We start from the raw sequence: 22,713 nt of genomic DNA on the forward strand, positions 1-22,713 counted from the left end.
AATGTTGACTAATCAACGCTCAAGTTCCCGTATAACCCTCTGGGTAGGGTTAGCATCTGTGGCGATTGGTCTCATTATCGGTTTCCTCGCAGGTGCACAGCCTCTTTACCTGAGCTTGGCTGTGGGTGCAGTGCTAATAGTTTTCTACTTCTTTGCCCGATTTGAGCAAACAGTCATTGGTCTATTGATCTTACGTACCTCTCTCGATCCTTTCTCTGCACAACAAATACCAGCTGCCTTTGCAATGGGTCTTAACGCCTTAACTTTGCTTTATGTGGTACTCACCTTACTAACTGGTCGGACTGTACACACAGATTGGTTCTGGTGGATATTTGCAGGCTGGGTAATGCTACAGGGTTTATGGGTGATACTCCTACCTCTAGGAGGTTTGGGGTTAGATGCTTCGTTTCTACCAGACAGCATCCGCGAATGGGTGCGGATTTTTTCCTGGCTAATAATCTATTTGCTAGTAATGCAGCTCAAAGACCGAATCCATCCTCAAAAATTCATCTCCCTGATGCTTTTATCTCTGGTAGTACCGGTTATTGTCGGGCTAATAATGATTCCTGGAGGAGAACGAGTCCACAGCACCATTGGGCATCCCAACTCATTCGCTACTTACCTATCCCTAATGATGGCTTTAGTTTGGTGGAAGCTAAATTGGACACAGCCTCGTTGGCCTTGGATACTTTTGTTGGGTTTGCTAGCAGTTGTATATGTGAGTACTCGTTCCTTAGCAGCTCTAGCCACAATCGGCGTACTCATCTTAGTTTTAAATGCTTCCAAGCTAAACCCGCTGAGGATCATCAGCGCAGTAATTTTGCTCTTAGTAGTCATAGCCCTGTTTGCCAGCACCGAAGCAGGACAAACCCGCCTTCTAGAGTTAACTCAGACACCTCTATTTAACGCAGACATGGACGTATCCAGAACAATGATCATCGCAGCTGGAGACGGTAACAGTTTTAACTGGCGAATCAGTCACTGGTACTATCTGCTTCAGTCATGGCAGCAATACCCAATCTTTGGTTACGGCATCGGCACAGGTCGCTACTTGAGTCCCTTACGGAACCCAGAAGGTACTCTCTATACCCCCCACAACGATTACATCCGATTTCTTGTAGAACAGGGGATTTTAGGTCTGGTTCTTTATCTAGCTTTTATCGGTGCTCAATTTGCATATCTTTTGCAGATACTGCGACGTGCCCCGCGCCACAGTTCTGAATCCCAACTTTGCCAGATTCTGCTAGCTATTTTGCTGTCCACACTTGTGAACATGCTTTCCAACAATGTTTTAGATATCGGTGATTTCTGGTTCTACTATTGGGCTGTTTTTCCAGTTGCTGGTTGGGGAACTGAACGATTTAATCGTCCAGCACAGGCAATTCAGCCAGCCTAAACCTTCATCTATTAACTAAAAAAATGAACCCCCAACCAACAAGAGGACTAAGTAAACAAAGATTAATTGGTATTGACTTATTTAGAGGTACTGCTGCCTTTGCCGTTGCCATCATTCACGCTGATGCCGTGATGTTTTATTCTGGTTTTCCTACAGATAAATTGATGACAGCAATTACACAACTGAGTAGATTCGCCGTGCCGTTTTTCTTAGCCGCATCTTTCTACTTGATGACCAGTAAGTTATATACAAGCGAAAGTCATTTCTCCATTACTTCCAACTTAAAATCAAAATTTACACGGCTGCTTGTTCCCTATCTATGTTGGAGCGTAATTTACATAGGTTTAAGAGTAATCCTAGCTCTCAGCACATCTCAGGGATGGGAAAAAATCTTCCAAGATCCAGTTCGGCTCATTTTCCTTGGCGGCGCATCATTCCATCTTTATTTTTTGCCCCTTTTATTTGCTGGAAGTTTTTTAATCATAGTTGCGGAATACTTAGCAAAGAAACCCATTAAAATCAAAACGCTAGTTTTTCTGTTTGTTTTCAGCATTATTCTCTACGAACTGCTGAAAGTTTCTGGAAACAATTTTCAACTTGGTACATATTGCTTTGAAAATGGCACTTCTTGCTCAGTTTCCTTCCAAAACATCATAAAATGGGTCTTGCCTAACGGTAATAATAATCAACTGCTGAGGCTAGTGCTGGTTGAAATATCTTGGCTAATCCAGTGCTTACCATATGTCTTTATGGGTATGCTTTTACATTATCCTTTGATTAAAATAAATATATCAAAAAATAATCCAATTAATACAATACTTTTCCTGGTAATAGTACTTATACTCTCAGCCTTGGGAATAATCAATGTATTTAATATCTTGTACTTTCCTCAGGCTTTATATGAAGTCGGAATAGCTTGTATTATGTTAATTTGGGCTATTTCACTATCAGCAACATTAAAAGAAAATCGTCTAGTTGAAAATTTAGGAGTATGTTCTTTTGGGATTTATCTCATTCACTATTTAGCATTAATAGTTTATGCAAAGTTAGCTGCTAGGCTACCCACTGAATTCATCGGGCTAATACCTGCCCTCTCAATGTTGACCCTAGCCTCACTTAGTTTTATAACAAGCTGGATAATAACATCTTTACTACTAAGGAAAAAGCGAATTTCAAAGCTTTTGTTCGGCATATAATATGTAGGAGTAAATAATATGTCAATCGCTTACAAAATATCTGCTTGGAATCGCCGACGAAAATGGCATTTATTTCTGGAACAAATTCAGCCGACAGATGAAATAGCCATTTTAGATGTTGGTTTTAGTGAACAAGAATATAGCGACACGGATAATTATTTAGAAAAACATTATCCTTCTCAGGACAAAATAACCGCTCTCACAATTGATACACCAGACGACTTACTTTACCTCAGAAAAAAACCTGAATTTCAAGTACCTGAATCAGCTATTTTGCAAAAACGAAAGGAAGCTTCAGTACGATATCCGCAAATAGAAGTAGTCAGATATGACGGTAAATTTTTTCCATTCCCGGATCAAAAATTTGATGTCTGTTGGTCAAATGCCGTCTTGGAACACGTCGGTAATGAAGAGCAGCAAATTATCTTTTTAAAAGAGGTTAAAAGAGTAGCAAAAAAATCATTTATCACAACACCAAACAAATATTTTCCTATTGAGGTGCATACACGCACGCCGCTGTTGCATTATTTACCAAAAATTATTTTTGACCGCTATTTGCACTTTGTTGGCAAAGGATGGGCGGCTGATGATTATATGTACTTATTATCCCTTCGGGACTTGCACAAGCGGCTGCACGCAGCAGGAATTACTGAATACAAGATTATCAAAAATAGATTGCTGTCTTTCGTCCTCGACTTTGTAATAATTTTTGAAGGTGGTAATTAGACAGAACAAAACTGTGTTTCTTTGAAGTTAACCAATTTGTAAGTAAATTGATGAGCTTAATAATATGCCAAAAGTTTCAGTCATTATACCCGCTTATAATGCAATGACTTATCTGCCAGAAACTCTAGAGAGTGTTTTGAGGCAGACATTCACAAATTTTGAAGTATTAATTATTGATGATGGTAGTTCAGATAATATTGTAGAATGGGCTTCTCAACTAACAGATTCGCGCGTTAAATTCATTTCCCAAAACAATCAAGGCTCATCCGCAGCCAGAAATGCAGGCATCATCAATTCTAGCGGAGATTATATCGCATTCCTCGATGCTGATGACCTTTGGCAGCCAACTAAGCTAGAGAAACAAGTGCATATTCTTGAAGAAAATCCAGAAGCTGGTTTAGTGTACACCTGGACGGCTTTAATCAATCATCAAGGTATCCCTACAGGAAGAATATTTGCTAATGATGCAGAAAGTTATGTCTGGGAGAATCTCATTAAACACAATATAGTTGAGTGTGGAAGTGTGGCAATGGTTCGCTGCTGCTGCTTTGAAAATGTTGGGGTTTTTGATCAAAATTTACATTCTTACGTTGAAGATTGGGATATGTGGTTGCGAATTGCCGCTCGCTATCCCTTTAAAGTAATAAGAGAACCTCTAGTGTATTATCGACAGTATCCAACAAGTGTTTCCAAAACTTGGGGAGCGATGGAGCAAGGCTTTCATCAAGTTATTGAGAAAGCATTCAATTCCGCTCCAAAAGAGTTGCAGTATTTGAAAAGTCAAAGTTATGCTTTCGCCAATCTCTGTCTAGCTTGGAAACCTCTACAAAGTCTAGAAAAAGATTTGCCAATGGCAATTTATTATCGTCAACAAGCCGTTATGCATTATCCTCAGTTAGTTTTTTCTAAAGAGTATCTCCGGTTAAGTTTAGCGATTAAATTGATGCAGTGGTTTGGTGCTGATGGTTACCAAAACTTTCTATTGCTGTTACACAATTTTCGCCGACGCACATTAGGTTGGTTAACTTTGACTCAATAATATTTTTGCGAATCCCTTTATCAACATGAAAGTAACCATATTTTCTAATTCCCCCCCTTTCTAAGAGGATGTTTTAAAAGCCGTTAGGGATAAATCAAACACTCGTAGATACCCCCTAAATCTCCCTTTCCAAGGGGGACTTTAAGGAGTTTTTGCCCCCCTTGGAAAGGGGAGCCACTGCGTTGGACGGGTTTCCCGGCTTAAAGCAAGTGGCGTGGGTTGGGGGGATCTCGATCAATTTTGATACTTTACAAACATCCTCTAAGGGGGGCTATAGCGATCCTAAATTAGATGTGAACATCTCTTTTTCTCTTCCTCTGCGCTCTCTGCGTCTCTGCGGTAATGCCTCCGGCTCCCGAAGGGATACGTTAAAAAAATACTGCTGTAATGCCTCCGGCTCCCGTAAGGGATACACAACTCGAATAGGATTGCTATAGGAGGGGTCTAAAGATTTTTGATACATCACCAACAATTTTTAAAACATCCTCTAATGGTCAATGCTAATTTTTTCAGGAGTAGATTTAGTTAAACAAATAATCTGTTTAGGGAAGTTCGTAATTTTATGAAAACCTGTTACTTTATTCAAACCCATAAAAACCCCAATCAAATTTATAGGCTGGTACGCACAATTAAGACTTTAAGTCCTAATTGTCAAGTGCTGATTGGTCATGACTTCACGAAATGCTATTTGGATATGACCCCACTTGAAGATTTTTCAGAAGTCTATCTAATTAAGGGAACTGTCCCTGTTGTTTGGGGATATTATTCTTTATTACAACCTTATTTAGACGCTATTAACTGGTTGCTTGAAAATAGCTTTGACTTCGATTGGTTAGTTTATATATCTGGTCAAGACTATCCTACTCAACCACTATCTAAAATTGAAGATTTTCTCTCGCAAACAGAATATGATGGCTTTGTTTCCTATGCTGAGGCTTTTTCTGAGCAGGGTTATCTGCTGGTTGATACTCCGATAGAACGTTATCTTTATCAATACTATAAGTTGCCCAAATGGGCAGAACCTATATTGAAATACCCTTGTAAAATTTTAGTAAAAACTCAAAATAATACCTTGCCAATATACTGTTGGTATCTGGAAGATATAGCAATAGGTTTCAAGACCGATAAAACTCCATTTAATGAAAATTTTGTTTGCTACAGTTCCTCTAGCTGGCATACACTTTCTCGAAAATGCGTTGAATATATAGCTGAATTTATCATTGATCATCCTAGCATTATTAATTTCTTTAAAAGGACTATTGAGCCTGATGAGTCGCTGATAGCCACTATTTTAGTTAATAATAAACGCTTTAATCTTTGCAATCATCATCAACGCTATCTTGAATTTAATAAGGGCAGTGCCCACCCCCGGATACTCACGGTTGAAGATTATTCAACACTCGTCAATGGGGGCTTTCATTTCGCCAGAAAGTTTGAGCATAACAGCAAGATATTAGATATGCTCGATGCTTATCTTTTTGATGGTGGTTGACAAAAAAATAGCCAGTGTCAATAACAAAATTATTTACCTTCAAAAACTTGAAAAATGCCAAAAATTTCTGTTGTCATCCCTGCTTATAATGCGATGGCTTACTTGCCCAAAACTGTAGATAGTGTTCTGAAGCAAACGTTCAATGATTTTGAATTATTAATCATTGATGATGGTAGTTCAGATCAAATTGTGGAATGGATTTCTCAGATAACAGACTCGCGAGTAAAGCTAATTTCGCAGAAAAACCAAGGATTATCTGGAGCACGCAATACAGGGATTGCTCATGCTCAAGGAGAGTATATCGCATTTCTAGATGCTGACGATTTGTGGGCACCAACAAAGCTAGAAAAACAGGTACGTTGTCTGGATGAGCAACCAAAAGTAGGTGTGGTATACACTTGGACGCTATTAGTTGATGAGCAGGACAAACCCACTGGTAGGATTTTTGCGAACCATGCAGAAGGTAATATTTGGCAGCAACTTTTGGAAAATGATGTGATTTCTAGTGGAAGTTCGGCTATGGTTCGCCGTTGTTGTTTTGAAACCGTGGGGGTATTTGATTGCAACCTCAATTCCGCCGAAGATTTAGATATGTGGCTGCGGATCGCCGATAGTTATCCTTTTGCTGTAGTTAAGGAACTTTTAACCCTCTATCGACAGCATCCTAACAGTATGTCCAAAAACCGCCAGAGGATGTTCCAAAGCCTTCGCACGGTATTTGAAAAAGCATTTCAGTCTGTGCCATTAAATTTGTTGTATTTAAGAAATCGAGCTTATGCGAGTATGTTCCTCGGTTTAGCATGGCTGGCTATAGATGATAAAGACTACAAAAAGGCAATTGATTTTCGTAAGCAAGCTTTGCTACACCATCAGCCAGTGCGCTTTTCTGAAAGATGTATGCGGTTGAATTTAGCGATCGCGATGATCCGTTGGTTTGGAAGAGATGGCTACGATGGACTGCGAACTGTAAGCCGTGCTGTGCGGCGACACCCATTATTTCTAAAAACCTAAACAGACATTTTTGATGTTTCAGCTTTGGAGATATTTGGTTTATGCATATTATTGTTTTAGAACTGGAGCCAACTTCCTTTCGGGGTGGACAGGAGTTAAGTCTGTTTGATGTTTGTTATGGTCTAGCTCAACGTGGACATACTATCAGTCTGCTATATACTAAAGTAGGAAATTTACTTGAGCGGTATCAGGAATTTTGTAGAGATGTTGTCAAAGTTAATCGCTTTACAATTTATCCACCTCAATATAACTTCCATCTTTTAGCTGATATTTGGCAACTTCAAAGGAAAATTCCTACAACTAAAAATAGTATTGTTCTAAGTAATCAGTATCAAGATGCTTATTTCGCTAGTGCTTTAGCTTTATCCAAAAATATTCCCCATATTTGTTATCTGCATTTACCCCCACCCGACCAGATATTAGAACTAAAAGGTGTAAAGCAGTTTATTCGGGATTCATATATTAGATGGCAGTGGAATATAGGGTTGAAAGGTGTAAATCAGTTTATTGCTGTTTCCCATCAAACTAAATGGGATTGGGTAAACTGTGGCTTGCATGAACAGAAAATTCATGTTGTGCATAACGGAATTAACTTAGAAGTATATAAACCACCAACTGATTTTTGCCTAATTAGAAAGCAATGGAATATTCCTCAAGATATCAGAGTGATATCCTATGTAGGAAGACTAGATAAAGAAAAGGGTTTAGAAACACTGATTAAAGCCTTTGCATTATTGAATAAAAATGTGGCGAAAACTAAACTATTGATTGCTGGTAAATCTTTACACCAAGGAATAGATTATCAAAAATCCTTAGAACAGCTATCAACTCAATTAGGCATAGAAAACCATATAGAATTCCTTGGTCATATCACTAATACTGCCAATCTTTATCAGGTCAGTGATGTCACAGTCTTACCAAGTTTATGGTCTGAGCCTTTCGGGCGGGTAGTTATAGAATCAATGGCTTGTGGAACTCCTGTTGTAGGTAGCCGAATTGGAGGAATTACTGAAATCCTCACAGGAAAGTTTCAAAATGGTCTTTTTGAGCCGGGAAATGAGAGAAATTTGTCAGATACTCTCAATCAAATTATCAACTGGAGAAATAATCTTCCTGAGCTTGGTAAGCAATGTCGCCAACATATTTTATCTCAATTTAATGTTGAAAAAATGATTAATGGTGTTGAGCAAGTACTAGATTATCGATATGCTCGATAATTTGGTTATCGATTCATATTCAATGAAGTAATCTAATTCTAGAGGAGAATTTTAACAAATTGGAAAAAATTATGGCTGTAAATTAAATCTCGGCTTATGGATGCCTAAAAAGCATCTATATAGATAGTTTGTATATTACTTCAACAAAATAGTAGCGCTGTTTATGTCTACTTCTCAACGAATTGCTTTTGCAGTTAGTATTTCCTGGTTTGGCCGCTTATCAGTAGTTCTTTCTGGTTTGGTTTTGACTCCGATTCTGTTTCGTTATTTAAGAAAAGAAGAACTAGGTATATGGTATTTATTAATTAATAGTCAATCTTTTCTGATGTTATTAGGATTAGGGATTACGCCAACTTTGACGAGGCATATAGCTTTAGCCAAGGGAAAAAGTGGCGCTGATCCTGGAGTAGAACTCACAAGAGAAACTCAGCAAAATATTGGAGATTTATTAGCCACAGGTAGGCTGATTTTACGATGGTTAGCGGTGGTGGTTTTCTTGATTGGTTTGGTTTCTGGTTATAGCTTAATTAATCAAATTAAATTAACTGAAATATCTCAAGACCAAGTCTTCTGGGCTTGGACAATGATTTGTGCTGGCTATGCTGTTGGAGTTTGGCTATCTTATATTGGCTGCTTGCTAACGGGAATGGGATATGTAGGTTGGGAAAGTTTAATTGGGATGACAACATACTTTTTGGTGATTCTGATTAATATTGCTGTCGTCATATTGGGAGGTAGAATATTAGCGCTAACTGTAATTTCTGTAGTTGCTAGTTTATTTCAAGCTTCTATGGCTTTAGTCCTGATACGTTGGCGCTTTCCTGAATTGTTGAGTTTTCAGGGTAATTGGAATGTTGAATATGCTAAGGCATTAGTCAAGCCATCTTTGTATTGGTGGCTGACTGATTTGGGTGCATTTTTAGTTCTTCGCACAGATGCTTATTTTATTGCTTTATTCAAGGGATATCAAAATGTTCCCAGCTATCAAGCCGCCTATAATTTGGTACTTAACTTATCGCAATTAGCGATCGCTATTTCCTATTCTTCCGCAGTTTTTATTAGTCAGGCGTGGCAAGCTGGCGCTATAAGTACAATTCAGCAGATGACTTTACGTAATGCCCGATTAGGGTTATCAATTATGGCAGCAGGAGTTGCCTTTTTAATGATGGCAGGCAGGGAATTTATTGAATTATGGTTGGGTAAGGGGAACTTTGTTGGGCAGAATATTTTATTGGTGTTTTGCATGATGCTGACTTTAGAAGCGCAACATGTGATTCTTGTAACTAGTTCGCGAGCGACTGAGGATGAAAAGTATGCGCCCTTTGCTTTGAGTGCAGGTGTTCTCAATGTAGTCATCACGTGGGTTTTAATTAAGCCTTTAGGACTGCTTGGGGTAGCAATGGGTACAATGTTGGCGCAGATGCTGACAAGCAATTGGTATGGTGTCTACAGGCCAATGGTGCGTTTGCGTCTCAATTTTAGGGTCTACTTGCGCCAGGTAGTTGGTTTATGGGCTGTTGTCTTGGTATGCTGTTTGAGCTTGTCCTGGCTAGTCAAGAAAAGTCTGCTACTGTTAGGGATCAACTCCGCATGGGCTGTAATTAGTGCTACCGCAACAGTTTGTGTTGCTGTGTTCTCAATTTCATCTTGGATGAATGTTTTAGAAGACCATCATCGCCAAATTGTCCAAGCAAAGCTGGGAGGATGGCTCAGGCGGTGGGAATTTTAAGTCGTTGATCGACTATTAATTAAAAAACTGTAAATATACTGAGTGTATTGTAATTAATAAAACGTTTAATTAATGCTCGCTTCTGGCTTCCTGCTCACAATCCTCTACAAAGGTAAATAATTGTAGCTATATGAAGAATAGTTAAGAAAATATAAAAAAGTCGGGATTATCGATAAAAATTTGTACTTTTATAAAGTATGATTAAGAAAAAGATAAACAAATCTGGGCAGTTAAGGCGGCTAAGTTCGCTTTGATTAATGCCTAGAAATAAGCAAAGTTTAATTCTTTTAAATAAAAAACTACCATTATCCTGTACTGGCAACTAACTTGTGAGTCAGGAGATAGACAAAAGTGTAAACTTCCCAGTTGTAGAGGCAAATAAAGGCGTGGGTCAGTATCAAGCTGCTCAACTAAAGCAGTACAATCCAGACGCGATCGCTCGTTACTATCGTTACCGTCCCTGGCAAGCTTGGGGGCGAATGCTGAGAATTATCTGGTCTATTACAGGATTTATACTCAGTCTTAAGTGGGACGAATGGCAAAATCAAGTTGAGCAGAACCAGGGGAAACGAGCCACCCATCTGCGAGAAATGCTTACCCGCCTGGGCCCCACTTTTATTAAAGTTGGTCAAGCCCTATCCACCCGACCTGACTTGATCCGCAAAGATTTTCTAGAAGAACTGATTAAGTTACAAGACCAGTTGCCACCTTTCGATAATGACTTGGCGTACCAGCTGATTGAAACTGAACTCGGTCGCCCAATACATGAAAGTTTTAGCGAACTGTCACCGAAACCGGTTGCAGCAGCTAGCTTGGGTCAAGTATATCGTGGTCGCTTGTTGAGCGGCGAAGAAGTAGCCGTGAAGGTGCAACGCCCCAACTTACGCCCGGTAATTACACGCGACTTATATCTAATGCGTTGGGCAGCGGGTTGGCTTGCTCCGTGGTTACCTCTCAATCTCGGCCACGACTTAACTTTAATTGTGGACGAGTTTGGCACGAAGTTATTTGAAGAAATTGATTACATCAATGAAGGTCGCAACGCGGAAAAATTTGCTAGCAACTTCCGCAATGACCCGCAAGTTAAAGTTCCGGCTATTTACTGGCGTTACACTAATACCCGCGTTTTAACCCTGGAATGGATTAACGGCTTCAAGCTAACGGATACAAAAAGCATCCGCGAAGCTGGTTTAGATCCAGAGGCGATCATCCAAATTGGTGTTACCTCCGGTTTGCAGCAACTGTTGGAACATGGTTTCTTTCATGCTGACCCCCATCCCGGCAATTTATTTGCGATTGCAGATGGTCGCATGGCTTACATTGACTTCGGGATGATGGATCAGTTAGAAGAAACCACCAAAGAAGCGCTGGTAGATGCCTTAGTGCATTTGGTGAATAAAGACTACACCGACTTAGCCGAAGACTTTGTCAAACTCGGATTTTTGACGCCAGACACGAATATTTGTCCGATTGTGCCCGCATTAGAAGCAGTGTTGGGCAACGCCATCGGCAAAAACGTCAAGGATTTTAACTTTAAAACTATTACCGATGAATTCTCGGAACTGATGTATGAATATCCTTTCCGGGTGCCGGCAAAGTTTGCTTTGATTATTCGTTCACTGGTGACACAAGAAGGTATTGCCCTCAGCCTCAACCCAAATTTCAAAATTGTTGAGGTGGGTTATCCATACATCGCACGACGGTTGCTGACGGGTGAATCTCCTGCATTACGGCGGCGGTTACTGAATGTATTGTTCAAAGATGGTAAGTTCCAGTGGCAGCGGTTAGAGAATTTAATTGCGATCGCCCGCACTGATGGCAACTTTGATGTATTACCCACAGCGAAGATGGGTTTGCAATTTATGTTGTCAGAAGAAGGAAAGTTTCTCCGTCGTCAGTTAGTGCTTGCTCTCACCGAAGATGACCGCCTCCACACTGAAGAGGTGCAACGCCTGTGGAACCTAGTTAAAGACGACTTACCAGCAAATCGCTTGCTAGATGTGGCGATCGGCATCTTAACAGAGTTATCCAGAGAAGGCGTAGCTGCTATCTTACCAAAAGCTACATCCCTTGTTTCTTTTGATGGCAAACAGTCACTAACTCAAAAGTTAAAAGAACAAATGCCAAAAAATTGATGCATTGTTGATAATTTTTACCTTTTAATTACAATCAGGAGTTTTAATGTATTATTTTCCGCAGCAACCGCCATTTTTACTACTATTTGCTGGGTTCCTCATAGCGTTAACTTCCGGTTTGGCTTTATCTGGAACTTTAAAATTAATTGTCCAAAAATGGCCAAGCGACCAATCAGAAATTATTAAACCAAGTTCCTCATTGAAACAATTGTTTGTGCCATTTATCGGTATAACAGCCGGTGCTTGTCTATTTCTCTCCTCAGGATTAGAGATATTTGGCTTTCCCTCTCCCCTGGCTTTAGGAGTTGGTTTGCCAGTGAGTCTACTGACTTGTTTACTAATTTGGTTGCAGTTGGGAAGTCTACTGAAATTTGCCCAACAGAAAGGAATGCAATCTCTAGACTTAGATTCTTGGTCTTAGAGGATCTTTGAAAAGTCTAATTTATTACTTGCCTTGGCGACTGGAAGCGACTGGAAGTCAGGGCTACACAGACAAAACCCTTAATTTTTCATTAGTCCAGGTAGGTGGACGTCGTTCATAGAATAGCGTGCTGTCAATGAACCTCTTTCAGAGGAGCTTCGCTAACGCGTAGCGTGCCGGAGGCTCTATTCTATTCGCCCAATACTTTTCAAACATCCTCTTAGAGATAGAAATAATCTAAGTAACTCTATTCTTGAATTTCTGATACTTCAGCTTAATATTACTAACTTTTTGGTTAAAAAAACGTTTAGTATAATTTTGTAGCAGCGTTAGCTGGCTTGGACGTGTAAACTTTTGAGGGCGGTCTGCTGGGGATTTTAAGTAGCGATAATAGAGAAAAACGTCACGATAAGGAATATTAACATCTTCACCCCCACAAAGGCGAGCAAAGTCTGATGAAGATATACTCATATAGTGAATATAGGTTATGGGTTCCCCTTGGTCGTAAAGGATATTATCTACAACATCAAATTGTGAAGCCCAATGGCAACCAGTCGATTCACCGTTATAGGCGTAGTTATAATAAGAAATTCCGCTTCGTAAAACCAAATAGTTGATAACCGTTTGGTCAGAGTCTGCCCACGCCAATACATCAGCTTCACCTGCTTCTAATTTTTCTAGTAAGTTTGCTAATGTAGCATCATCGAAAATATGCTTTTTAGAAGCAAACCAACCAGAGCAAAAAATACTATTGCTGATGTTTTTTTTAGTAAAAATTTCCCCTAGTTTGTCTTCTGTCCAGTCAAAAATATAATTCAAATCCGATTTATATTGAAAGTCATTCGTGACCCAATCATATTTTTCCAACTTCTGATAAACATCATCTAGCGATTTCATCAATAGTGTATCTCCGTCAAAGAAGATAAACTTGTCAAAGGGTCCATCCAGACAGCAAAGTTTGCGATGCCTTTCTATACGATAATTCGCTGGTAAGCCATATTCTTGCCACAGTTTTAATGCTCTTGGGTGAGCGTTCCAGATACGAGACCCGAACTCCTCCCAGCGAGCTATGGAAGTAGCGTCTTCAAATAAGGTGACATTATCTCTAGATGCAATTTCTGCTCTTACCTTGTCTAGACTGTCGTTGTACGGAATTATACAAACAGGAATTTCTCTACCAGCATTAGCTTCTATACTGTTGAGCAATGCAACTAGTTGGTCATAGACTACATCATTAGCTAGGGTGTAAATACCATCAATCATGGGGATACTCCTGATATTAACTGCGGGCTACAACAAAGGGAAATAAACGGCGAGTAAGTTTTGCAATAAAGGCGAATTTACCCTGATGGAGGTAGCGATAGTGTTCCCATAATTGCCAATAGGGGCTACCAGCTTTGATTTTTGTCCCAGCCCAATGCAGATATTTTAGTGGCTGTCCTCGATCATAAAGATTGTACCCTTGCTGTTGGAAATTGCGGGAACCAGCCCAACTACCAGGGCCTCCCCCAGGAATTTTAACGAGATTGCCACGTTTAGCAATTAACTTGAGAACGAGATAATTGAGAATAGGTTGATCTGTGACTCCTTCAGTAAAATCAAAATATTCACGATGGGTAGCACATTCGCTCAAGGCTTGATCCATCTGTTGTGCAGTAATAACTCCCTTTCTTGAAGCCCAAAAGCCGCTGTTAAAAACATCTTCAAGTTGGGAATCTGTAAAAATTTTCTGCTCTTTTATCAGTGGGGAAAAGATATTTCTTAGCTTGTCATTGGCATAATGATAATCACAACAGAAAAAATCAACTTCCGAAAGTTTGTCTAAGTTGTCGGCGATTTTTTCAAAAACCACAATATCAGTGTCAATATAAATAAATTCATCTAAAGGACCAAACCATGCCACAAGTTTACGCATTTTGTTGGGTAAGGCGAGGAAATCTCGATCAAAAATTTCGCCTATGCGTTTCGTAAATTTCTCAATTAGTTCTAAATCTGGAAAAATTTGCACATTATGTAAAGTGGCCAGTTTATCTGCTACTTGACTATAATTTTCGTTAAAAGGTATGAGATAAACCAAAACCTCTTGGTCATAGTAACGAATACTATTGAGCAAAGCAATAGCATTTTCGATGACGCGATCATTGGCAACAATATAAATTCCCCGAACCATAAATTATCCTTATTTAATAAACTTGAATTTTCGCAAAGCTCTTGTGAGTAAATTCGGTGTCGGTGGTGGAGCGTCATAACTCTGGGGAGGATTTTTGAAGACTGGGCGTTTATCTGGCTCATGCAGGTAACGATAGTAGAGAAATAAATCCCGATAAGGAAACTCAATGTTTTCGCCAGCACACACGGCTTGATTGATGTTAGGAGGAATGCCAATATAATGGAGATAAGTTAGGCGATTACCCTTGTCATAAAGAATATTGTCTTTTTCTTCAAAATGGCTGGAAGTGACTGTGCCGCCTGTGATTTGATGGCTAGGTAAGTTATGGGCTAAGTTATGAACGGGGATACCAGACCTCATAAACATATAGTTAAGAACTGGCTGATCACCTGTGGTATAGAGTATTTCCCTCTCACCTGCTCTCAGATAAGATAATAATTCTTCTTGTTTATCTTGAGGAAACAGCCCTTTTTTTGAAGCATAAAATCCTGAACAAAATATTTCTTTTTTGAGGCGTTCTTCGGTAAAAACCTGGAGTAATTTAGCTGATTTTACGTTATAGACTTTATCTGGATATTTAAACTGGAAATCGTAAACTACACAATCATGTTCTTCTAATTTTTGAAACTCTAATGAGAGTGAATTCATCACTAGAGTGTCTGCATCCAGATAAACAAACTTGTCAAAGGGTCCATCAAAGGCGCAAAATCGCCGATGTCCACCATAAATTCGATATTTTTTGCGGTTCATGCTAGCAGGACTAGCCTCTAGCATAAATTTATCCCAGCGGTTGATTGATTCTTGATTATCGTAAAGAAATACATTCGGGCGCTTGGCTATTTCCTCAGCTATCCGCTGTGTCTGTTGATCAAAAGGATAGATACAAACAGGAATTTCTGTTCCTAAGAAAACATCAATACTGTTGAGCAAAGCCACCAGTTGGTCGAAAACATAATCATTGCCTAGGGTACAAATACCATTCATAATTTATGCGTGTTGAGCAGCAAAGTTTGACAGCCAGTTCAGCAGATTTAGTTTGTGTAAAATGATTTGCCTCGCTTCGGCAATCGCATCCTTGGCGGCATACCAAGCATCAGGCGTAGCAGTGACTTCTTGGATGTAGGCAATACCTTTTTCATCCAAACTAGGCAACCGCAAAAAACTTCCAGGTGGCAATAATTTATCAGCAGCAGTCCCACCATAATAAATTGGCAGACACCAGGCCAGCAAAGAATCCCATAATTTTTCGCTCACATACCAACTATTTTCTGCATAGTTTTCAATTGCCAGATTGTAGTAGTACGGTGCCATTCCATGCCATTTTTGACCAAGTTCTCCCTTTGTTTGTGACCATTCAGGTAAATCGCGACCATACAAATCAAATTTAGTTCCACTAAATTTTAGGGATTTCAAAAAGTCTAAACGCTGGCGATGGTTAGCTGTACGGTTAATTCCCGAAGTAATCCAGCTACATGGGGCAACCTTTGGTGGTATTGGCATTTCATTTAAATCCCCAAATGATTTGGCATGATACCAAATAGCAGGCATATAATCGGGGTTGGGAGCAAAGTCATCGGGTCCGGAAACATGACCACAATACTTTTGTGCTTCCTGATAATTCCGCTTATTTATTTCAACAATCTCATTTAAGGGCGGTTCGCGGAGAAAATAAATAATCCGCTCTTTCGGCACACCACACAATCGAGATTCTATATTTATTTGTGGTTTTTGTTGCCGTTTACGAACAATATCTAACCAAGATGGTTGTGGCGATGGTTGGGGAAAATCCAACTGATATAGCAACATAAAGTCTGGCTTTTCCGCCATTTTCAACATTTGGATGTTGTTCCAAACACCAAAGTAGTGCGGGGTTTGTTGCCATAACCAATCTGCGCTTTTAGCAAGACCTGAATAGCTGCTAATCATGCCAACAGTTTTGATCGTCATAAATTTTATTGATTCGTAGTTAGTTTTCATTTAATTTTTTTACCGTTACCCCATAATTCATGGACGCTGATCTTCTAAGTAGCTGAATATTTTGGTAATTCTATTCTCCCAAGACAATTGCTGTGCAAAATCTATACTAGCTGCATAATTATCTATTTTTCTGGGATCTGCTTCTAAAATATGTTGAATAAATTGGGCAAGTTTAGGCGGGTTATTTAGCATGGTTTTGAGTGATAGTTTTTCCAAGATTGAGGTAAAAATACTTTTGTTAATTGCATTGACTAGGATTTAACTCTATTCTCAAAAATTTCTAACGTATCTAGAAGGTGAAGAGCAGAGTGATAAGATTCTGCAATTAATTGATTTTGTTCTTGGAGTCCAGATTCTAATTTATCGGCTAGCAAGCGCAGAGAGCTAAGGAGCGGATAGAGCTGCATCCGAAATTCATCGGAGATGTGACTAAAGTTCTGATGCTGACTAGTCCCATTATGATTTTGGTCTATATCTGACGATAATTGCCAGTTTATTCTCAGGTTAACCACATCGTCCAAAACATCAATAGTATTGAGAACTCTTAAGGCTGAATTATATGATTCTTCAATTAGCTCTTGCCGCTCTTGGGCGTTGTCTACTATATCATCAACTAACAGTCCAAGGAAACCAATCATCGAGTTAAGTCTTGTCCGCAGTTCGTGAGAAATCCGGTTAAAGCTGGGATTACGTCTAGTGGAAACTTCAGGTTGATCGCTAAATTGCATTGAGTATAGGCGTGAGTAATAACCACCCTTTTGTAAAAGTTCTTCGTGGGTTCCTACTTCCACGACACGCCCTTGATCTAAGACGGCAATTTGATCAGCTTTTTGGACTGTGGAAAGGCGGTGAGCAATGACTAGTGTTGTGCGATCGCGACTCAGATCGTCAAGTGCAGCTTGCACCAAGCGTTCGGAAACGGTATCTAAAGCGCTGGTGGCTTCATCTAAAATCAGAATTTCTGGATTTTGGACTAGTGCGCGGGCGATCGCTAATCTTTGCCTTTGTCCACCAGATAGCATCACGCCGCGATCGCCAATCACGGTGTCAAATCCCTGGGACAATTTGCTAATAAACTCGTAGGCATTTGCTCGCTTTGCTGCTACGAGAATTTCATCATCAGTAGCCTCTAGTCGTCCGTAGGCAATATTATTCCGCACTGAGTCATTAAACAAAAACGTATCTTGACTGACAATTCCCATCGCCTTCCGCACCGATTTCAGATCGAATTCCCGCAAATCTTTTCCATCTAAAGTAATACAGCCAGATGTGGGGTCATAAAATCTGGGTAAGAGGTCTGCCATTGTTGATTTACCAGCGCCAGAACTACCCACCAAAGCCAGAGTAGTACCCCGTGGTAAATATAAATCTATATCCTGAAGTACTATGTTCTGCTGATTAGGGTAGGAAAAATAAAGATGGTTAAAGTGCACTCCCTGCTGTAATTTATGATAGGGAATACTACCGCTTCCCATGAACGGCTTATTATCTTTTCGTAAAAAATCAGCAACAATATCTATACTCGAACCCAAATTAGCAAAGCTACTGCGAAGAGCATTTAACTGAGAAATAAATGGTAGCAGTCGCAGTAGGATCAATAAATAGGTGAGTAAAACCGCTGAAACTGAAGTAATCTGGTCTGCAAATAAGGTTCGACCCAGTAAGACAATTAAGATTAAGGCAATAATCCCCGTTACTTCACTGATTGGTGCAATAGCCTCAGAATTTACCTGAGATTGAAAATCTGCTTTTTCCCGGTCATTAATTAGCTTTTCAATCCTGTGATACTCTCTATCTTCATTGCCAGTTGCCTTGACTAGGCGAATCCCATTTAGCATTTCCAATACAGAAATGGAATAAGCTTTAGACATTTCTGAAAGTTGTGTACCAAAATATCGAGAACGGGAGATGGAATATTGATTTACTAAGGTGACAAAGGACAGCAAAACTGTAGAAGCAATGGTTAACTGCCAGGATATGGATAGTAGTAAAAATATAAAAACTAAAATTGTAATCGCTACAATAATTAACCTAATTACACCACCTATAGCACTAGCAGCCCGACCAATTTCTCCACCAAGACTGTTGATTAGATCACCAACTTTCATTTTGGTGTAATAATCTAGATCGATTTCTAGCAATAACTTCACTCCTGCTTCTCGCATATCCGATATCAGCGTCCGCGTTAGGGAACTCGACACCAAAGTACCGATATAGGTAGCTAAATTCTTGAGAATAATTGTGAATATAATTGATGTAGCCATCACCACTAGTCGGTAATTTTCGGGAACACTATTAAAGGGAGAAATAACTGCTTTAATAATCTGTGGTGCACCTGTTAAATCTATAGGTTGACCTACAATGTTGAGCACAACTGGTACAACGAGTGTAGTACCTACACCATTAAACAAAGCACCGGAAAATCCAAACAAGATTGTGAAGAATATCCTAGCTGGATAAGGTTTAGCAAAATTTAGTAGTAGTTTGCTGTTAGACATTGGGGATTTAGATTAAAATTTACTAATTGGTAACATTATTCATAATTTTATGGTGAAAAGAGACAATCAGAATGTTGACCCTGAATAATCCTGATAGTTTTACTCTGTTAATACAGAAATACACATATAGACATAGTACGCCTATTAGGACATTTTTAATTTAGTTAAATCTAGATTAATAATAGATTTAAAATTAGACATCATGAAGACTCACAAACGGGAAATTAACTCAGATAGGGTAGATGCCATAGCCTCTAAGCTATATTTCTCTACACATCTTTCTCTAGCCATTCTGCCTCGCTTATCGGCTTGCTCTAAATCCGCAAATATCAGTTGAATTTGTGAGGCAATTTGTTCGGGACAACCAGGATCAACTAGATAACCAGTTTCTGCTAAAATTTCGGGAATGTCTCCCACTCGCGTTGATAACACAGGTTTAGCCATTGCCATTCCATCTGTCAACTTTAGAGGAAATTGGGCGCGAGCAATCACATTATCTCGCTGGGGAACAACCACGACGTGAGCAGCTGCTACAACCTCAGGCATAACCTCCACAGGACACTTTGGTAATTTGATAATCCAACGTCCCCATTTTTCAATCAGCCGATCATCATAATCATCGTAAGGACTACCACCAACAATTACTAATCTTAAATCTTGCTGATTCAACTGATCTAACGCTATTAAAACATCTTCAACCCCCTTGTGAGGTCTTGGTGCACCAGGAAACATGAGAATTCGATACTTCGCTAGACCATAACGCTCTCTGCTGATCTCTGGGTTATATTTCTCAGGGTTAAACATGGCAATATCTTTGCCATTAGGCACATAAACACCGCCAAAGCGGTCTTGAAGAAACTGAGTATCTATCGTTATTCCATTGGCACGAGATACTAAATTTTCCATCCACTGGAGATAAAGTGGATGATCGGGAAATCTCAATACACCATCCTGCTTAATAATGTCCCTGGCAAACTGCTTCAGACTGGGACGATACTTCCATTCAAAACCTCCATGCCAGCTAAGTTCCCAGTCGTCCATATCTAAAAGTAAAGGACGACGGCTGGCTAATTTATGCAGTAGAGACACACCAAAACTTGTCGGCTTAGGTTTGATGGCATAAATAATATCGCCATCTAGTTTTTGCCAAAGCTTTTTAGCTGATGTAAAAAACTCAGGATAGTTTTTGCCATCAACAGCTGATACTGGTATGCCTACAGGAGGAATAGCGTACAATTCCTGACCAAATAAAAAGCCTACAACCTCTACGTCATAATCAATTTTTTTTAGGACTTGAGCGAGTAAAAAGGCTCGAACTGAGCCTCCTCCAGACAAGTCACTCACAACTAACGAAACTTTGCCTTTCATATATTAGTTGCTTTAATCACTGCTGATATAACTGTTATTTGGTTTTTTGAAAAAGTTGCTGAAGTGGGAAAAAATAGATATGATTTTTTGAGAGCGCGGGCCTCGGTATTTTTCATACAGTACAAAACTGGGAATAATTAGCCTAGTTTGATAAATAAACTTGAGTACAGAGCGATGATTAATCTTGATTTTTTTATTTAACATGTACAAAGGAGGGGAAAATATTTTAATTAGCCGAGCAAAATTTTCAGATTCTTTTTCTCTAATTGCTTCTTTAATTAAAAAATCTATCCCTACTTGGCATAAAGAAATCAAATCCTGATGCTTGGTGCACACCGTCTCGTAGAACAAAATATAATAACCTTTCATGTAAGGCCAGTTATTAGTTCTATTAGACTGATGTTTTGTATAATATGCTCCAATTAACGGGGTGTATACAAAATTCGCCCCTAAAAGTAAAAGGTCTAATGTAAAATCTCTATCTTGCAGAGCTTTCAGCCTCTCGTCAAATAACTTTTTATTGAGAATATCTCTACTCATCAATAGACATTGCTGAAGTAAAGGAAATGGTGAATCAGCTAAAAAATCAGGGATGAGTAATCGCTCTATCAATTGGTCTCTTGATAAAGAATTAACTATATTTTCTTGTCTGTTGATAATTTGTTGTTCTCTGTCTATGAACACCCGTTCATAATCTGTATAAAAAACAGTGTTGTCTTCGTCATGCAAGTCACTTAGATGATCTAATTGAAATTTTATTTTATTTTCGTGAATCCAATCGTCTCCATCTAAAAACTGAATCCACTTGCCTTGTGCCTGTTTAACGCCATAATTACGACTTGAAGACACTCCGCCATTTTCTTTATAGAAGTAGCTTACTCTTGAATCTAGATTCATTAATTGCTTTGCAACTTCTTGAGTGTTATCAGTAGAGCCATCATCTACCATGATACATTCAAGGTCAGTAAACGTTTGTGATAGTACGCTTTTAACTGAGCGTTCTAGGTAGCTAGCTTGATTAAAACAGGTAACAATAATCGTAACAAGTGGAGTCATTGATTAAACACTCTTCTTGTTGAGAAGGTACAGATAAGCAATTGAAAATTCAGGCAGGAGAAAATCAAGTACTAGGAAAACAAAATAAGCTAAGTCGGCATCTCAATTGAGATGTTGGGATATTTGGTGGTAAAAATCAAGGCTGACTCTTGTTTACAAAACTTAGTCGGTGTTATTATTAAGTAACTAATGCTTGCTCAACTACGAAATGGTTTTAACATAAGTTGTTTCTTACTTTTAAAGTTGCAAATAAATGCCAATGATGAATCAAGATTTAATTTGTGATCAAATATGGTAAAGCGGGTATTTTTATTTACCCTGAGAGCAAAAGCTGCAATAAAAGCCTAAATAAAGTTAACGCCATATTGGCAAGTTCGTCTAGCGAAATTCCACGTAGAAAATATATCTATTAATACAAAATGTATACTTATAAGGAAGGCAAAGGTGATGCAGGTAATCCGTCTTGAGGCACTCTCAGACAACTATATATTTTTACTGCACGATGCACAGGAAAATATCGCTGCTGTTGTCGATCCAGCGGTGGCTGAACCAGTCTTAAAGCAACTTGCACAACTAAAAGCTGAGTTGGTGGCAATTTTGAACACCCATCATCATCACGATCATGTGGGTGGCAATCAGCAGCTAATTCAACATTTTCCCCAAGTGACAGTTTATGGTGGTGTTGAGGATCGAGGGCGAATTCCCGGACAGCAGGTGTTTTTGCAACAAGGCGATCGCATTTCTTTTGGCGATCGCGTCGCGGAAATCGTCTTCGTTCCCGGACATACCCGCGCTCACATCGCTTACTACTTTCCCCCAGCACCAGCCGGCGAGACGGGGGAGTTATTCTGTGGTGATACTCTGTTTGCTGGCGGTTGCGGTCGCTTGTTTGAAGGGACACCAACACAAATGCTAGACTCCCTCGCTAAACTCCGCGCTCTTCCCGATAATACCCGCGTTTGGTGCGCCCACGAATACACTTTAAAGAATCTGCAATTTGCCCTCACCGTGGATGGTGAGAACGCAGATTTACAAAAACGCTACGATCAAGTCAAGGCTTGCCGCGATCGCCAACAAGCTACCGTTCCCTCGCTGTTGGGTGTGGAAAAGCGGACGAATCCCTTTTTAAGGTGGGAGCAACCATCATTACAATTAGCTGCCAACAGTCATGATTCAGTACAAACCTTTGCTCGGATTCGGGGAATGAAAGACAGATTTTAGTCGTAGGTCAGTATTACCAATGATTCTGGGATTTTTCTGGCGCTAATAGTTGCGATCGCCC

General features: G+C 39.5%; 19 protein-coding genes. 11 read left to right on the plus strand and 8 right to left on the minus strand.

Going from position 1 to position 22,713, the window contains the following annotated elements; genetic code table 11:
• The first annotated feature begins 1 nt into the window (after nt 1).
• The 10 genes from CYLST_RS02035 to CYLST_RS02080 all read left to right on the plus strand — a co-directional run bounded on the left by CYLST_RS02035 (nt 2) and on the right by CYLST_RS02080 (nt 12,362).
• Nucleotides 2–1,396 carry an O-antigen ligase family protein gene (locus CYLST_RS02035; RefSeq protein WP_015206034.1) on the plus strand — a complete coding sequence of 465 codons (1,395 nt, stop codon included), beginning with the start codon at nt 2–4 and terminating at the stop codon, nt 1,394–1,396.
• Nucleotides 1,397–1,419: 23 nt separating this feature from the next.
• Nucleotides 1,420–2,592, plus strand: coding sequence for an acyltransferase (locus CYLST_RS02040; RefSeq protein WP_015206035.1), 1,173 nt, complete (start codon nt 1,420–1,422; stop codon nt 2,590–2,592).
• 18 nt (nt 2,593–2,610) lie between these two features.
• Nucleotides 2,611–3,318: a class I SAM-dependent methyltransferase gene (locus CYLST_RS02045; RefSeq protein WP_015206036.1), complete on the plus strand. Its 708-nt coding sequence runs from the start codon at nt 2,611–2,613 to the stop codon at nt 3,316–3,318.
• A 64-nt stretch (nt 3,319–3,382) separates the two neighbouring features.
• A complete protein-coding gene (locus tag CYLST_RS02050) occupies nt 3,383–4,357 on the plus strand; it encodes a glycosyltransferase family 2 protein (RefSeq protein ID WP_015206037.1) in 975 nt (324 codons plus the stop codon).
• 562 nt (nt 4,358–4,919) lie between these two features.
• Entirely contained in the window at nt 4,920–5,849 is a 930-nt protein-coding gene (locus CYLST_RS02055; RefSeq protein WP_015206039.1) for a beta-1,6-N-acetylglucosaminyltransferase, read from the plus strand.
• Nucleotides 5,850–5,903: 54 nt separating this feature from the next.
• Nucleotides 5,904–6,860 carry a glycosyltransferase family 2 protein gene (locus CYLST_RS02060; RefSeq protein ID WP_015206040.1) on the plus strand — a complete coding sequence of 319 codons (957 nt, stop codon included), beginning with the start codon at nt 5,904–5,906 and terminating at the stop codon, nt 6,858–6,860.
• 41 nt (nt 6,861–6,901) lie between these two features.
• Complete coding sequence (locus tag CYLST_RS02065; protein WP_015206041.1) at nt 6,902–8,077, plus strand: glycosyltransferase family 4 protein; 1,176 nt, start codon at nt 6,902–6,904, stop codon at nt 8,075–8,077.
• Nucleotides 8,078–8,240: 163 nt separating this feature from the next.
• Nucleotides 8,241–9,806 (plus strand): lipopolysaccharide biosynthesis protein, encoded by a 1,566-nt coding sequence (locus tag CYLST_RS02070; protein WP_015206042.1) that lies wholly within the window; start codon nt 8,241–8,243, stop codon nt 9,804–9,806.
• Nucleotides 9,807–10,192: 386 nt separating this feature from the next.
• On the plus strand, nt 10,193–11,941 hold the full coding sequence (locus CYLST_RS02075; protein ID WP_041233376.1) for an ABC1 kinase family protein: 1,749 nt from the start codon (nt 10,193–10,195) through the stop codon (nt 11,939–11,941).
• A gap of 46 nt (nt 11,942–11,987) precedes the next feature.
• Entirely contained in the window at nt 11,988–12,362 is a 375-nt protein-coding gene (locus CYLST_RS02080; protein WP_015206044.1) for a hypothetical protein, read from the plus strand.
• A 237-nt stretch (nt 12,363–12,599) separates the two neighbouring features.
• Here CYLST_RS02080 and CYLST_RS02085 read toward each other — a convergent pair whose 3' ends face one another.
• The 8 genes from CYLST_RS02085 to CYLST_RS02115 all read right to left on the minus strand — a co-directional run bounded on the left by CYLST_RS02085 (nt 12,600) and on the right by CYLST_RS02115 (nt 21,431).
• Entirely contained in the window at nt 12,600–13,625 is a 1,026-nt protein-coding gene (locus CYLST_RS02085) for an Npun_R2821/Npun_R2822 family protein (RefSeq protein ID WP_015206045.1), read from the minus strand.
• A gap of 16 nt (nt 13,626–13,641) precedes the next feature.
• Nucleotides 13,642–14,532, minus strand: coding sequence for an Npun_R2821/Npun_R2822 family protein (locus CYLST_RS02090; RefSeq protein ID WP_015206046.1), 891 nt, complete (start codon nt 14,530–14,532; stop codon nt 13,642–13,644).
• A gap of 9 nt (nt 14,533–14,541) precedes the next feature.
• Nucleotides 14,542–15,516, minus strand: coding sequence for an Npun_R2821/Npun_R2822 family protein (locus CYLST_RS02095; protein ID WP_015206047.1), 975 nt, complete (start codon nt 15,514–15,516; stop codon nt 14,542–14,544).
• 3 nt (nt 15,517–15,519) lie between these two features.
• On the minus strand, nt 15,520–16,479 hold the full coding sequence (locus tag CYLST_RS02100; RefSeq protein WP_015206048.1) for a glycosyltransferase family 10 domain-containing protein: 960 nt from the start codon (nt 16,477–16,479) through the stop codon (nt 15,520–15,522).
• A gap of 57 nt (nt 16,480–16,536) precedes the next feature.
• Nucleotides 16,537–16,701, minus strand: a complete 165-nt coding sequence (locus tag CYLST_RS34060; RefSeq protein ID WP_157162510.1) for a hypothetical protein — start codon at nt 16,699–16,701, stop codon at nt 16,537–16,539.
• A gap of 59 nt (nt 16,702–16,760) precedes the next feature.
• Nucleotides 16,761–19,007 (minus strand): ATP-binding cassette domain-containing protein, encoded by a 2,247-nt coding sequence (locus CYLST_RS02105; RefSeq protein WP_015206049.1) that lies wholly within the window; start codon nt 19,005–19,007, stop codon nt 16,761–16,763.
• 210 nt (nt 19,008–19,217) lie between these two features.
• Complete coding sequence (locus tag CYLST_RS02110) at nt 19,218–20,375, minus strand: glycosyltransferase family 4 protein (RefSeq protein ID WP_015206050.1); 1,158 nt, start codon at nt 20,373–20,375, stop codon at nt 19,218–19,220.
• 12 nt (nt 20,376–20,387) lie between these two features.
• Nucleotides 20,388–21,431: a glycosyltransferase family 2 protein gene (locus tag CYLST_RS02115; RefSeq protein WP_015206051.1), complete on the minus strand. Its 1,044-nt coding sequence runs from the start codon at nt 21,429–21,431 to the stop codon at nt 20,388–20,390.
• A 447-nt stretch (nt 21,432–21,878) separates the two neighbouring features.
• Between CYLST_RS02115 and gloB the strand changes: the two genes are divergently transcribed.
• Entirely contained in the window at nt 21,879–22,652 is a 774-nt protein-coding gene (gloB, locus tag CYLST_RS02120; protein ID WP_015206052.1) for a hydroxyacylglutathione hydrolase, read from the plus strand.
• Nucleotides 22,653–22,713 lie beyond the last annotated feature (61 nt).

This window comes from Cylindrospermum stagnale PCC 7417, from assembly GCF_000317535.1.
GTDB classification, from domain to species: Bacteria; Cyanobacteriota; Cyanobacteriia; order Cyanobacteriales; family Nostocaceae; genus Cylindrospermum; species Cylindrospermum stagnale.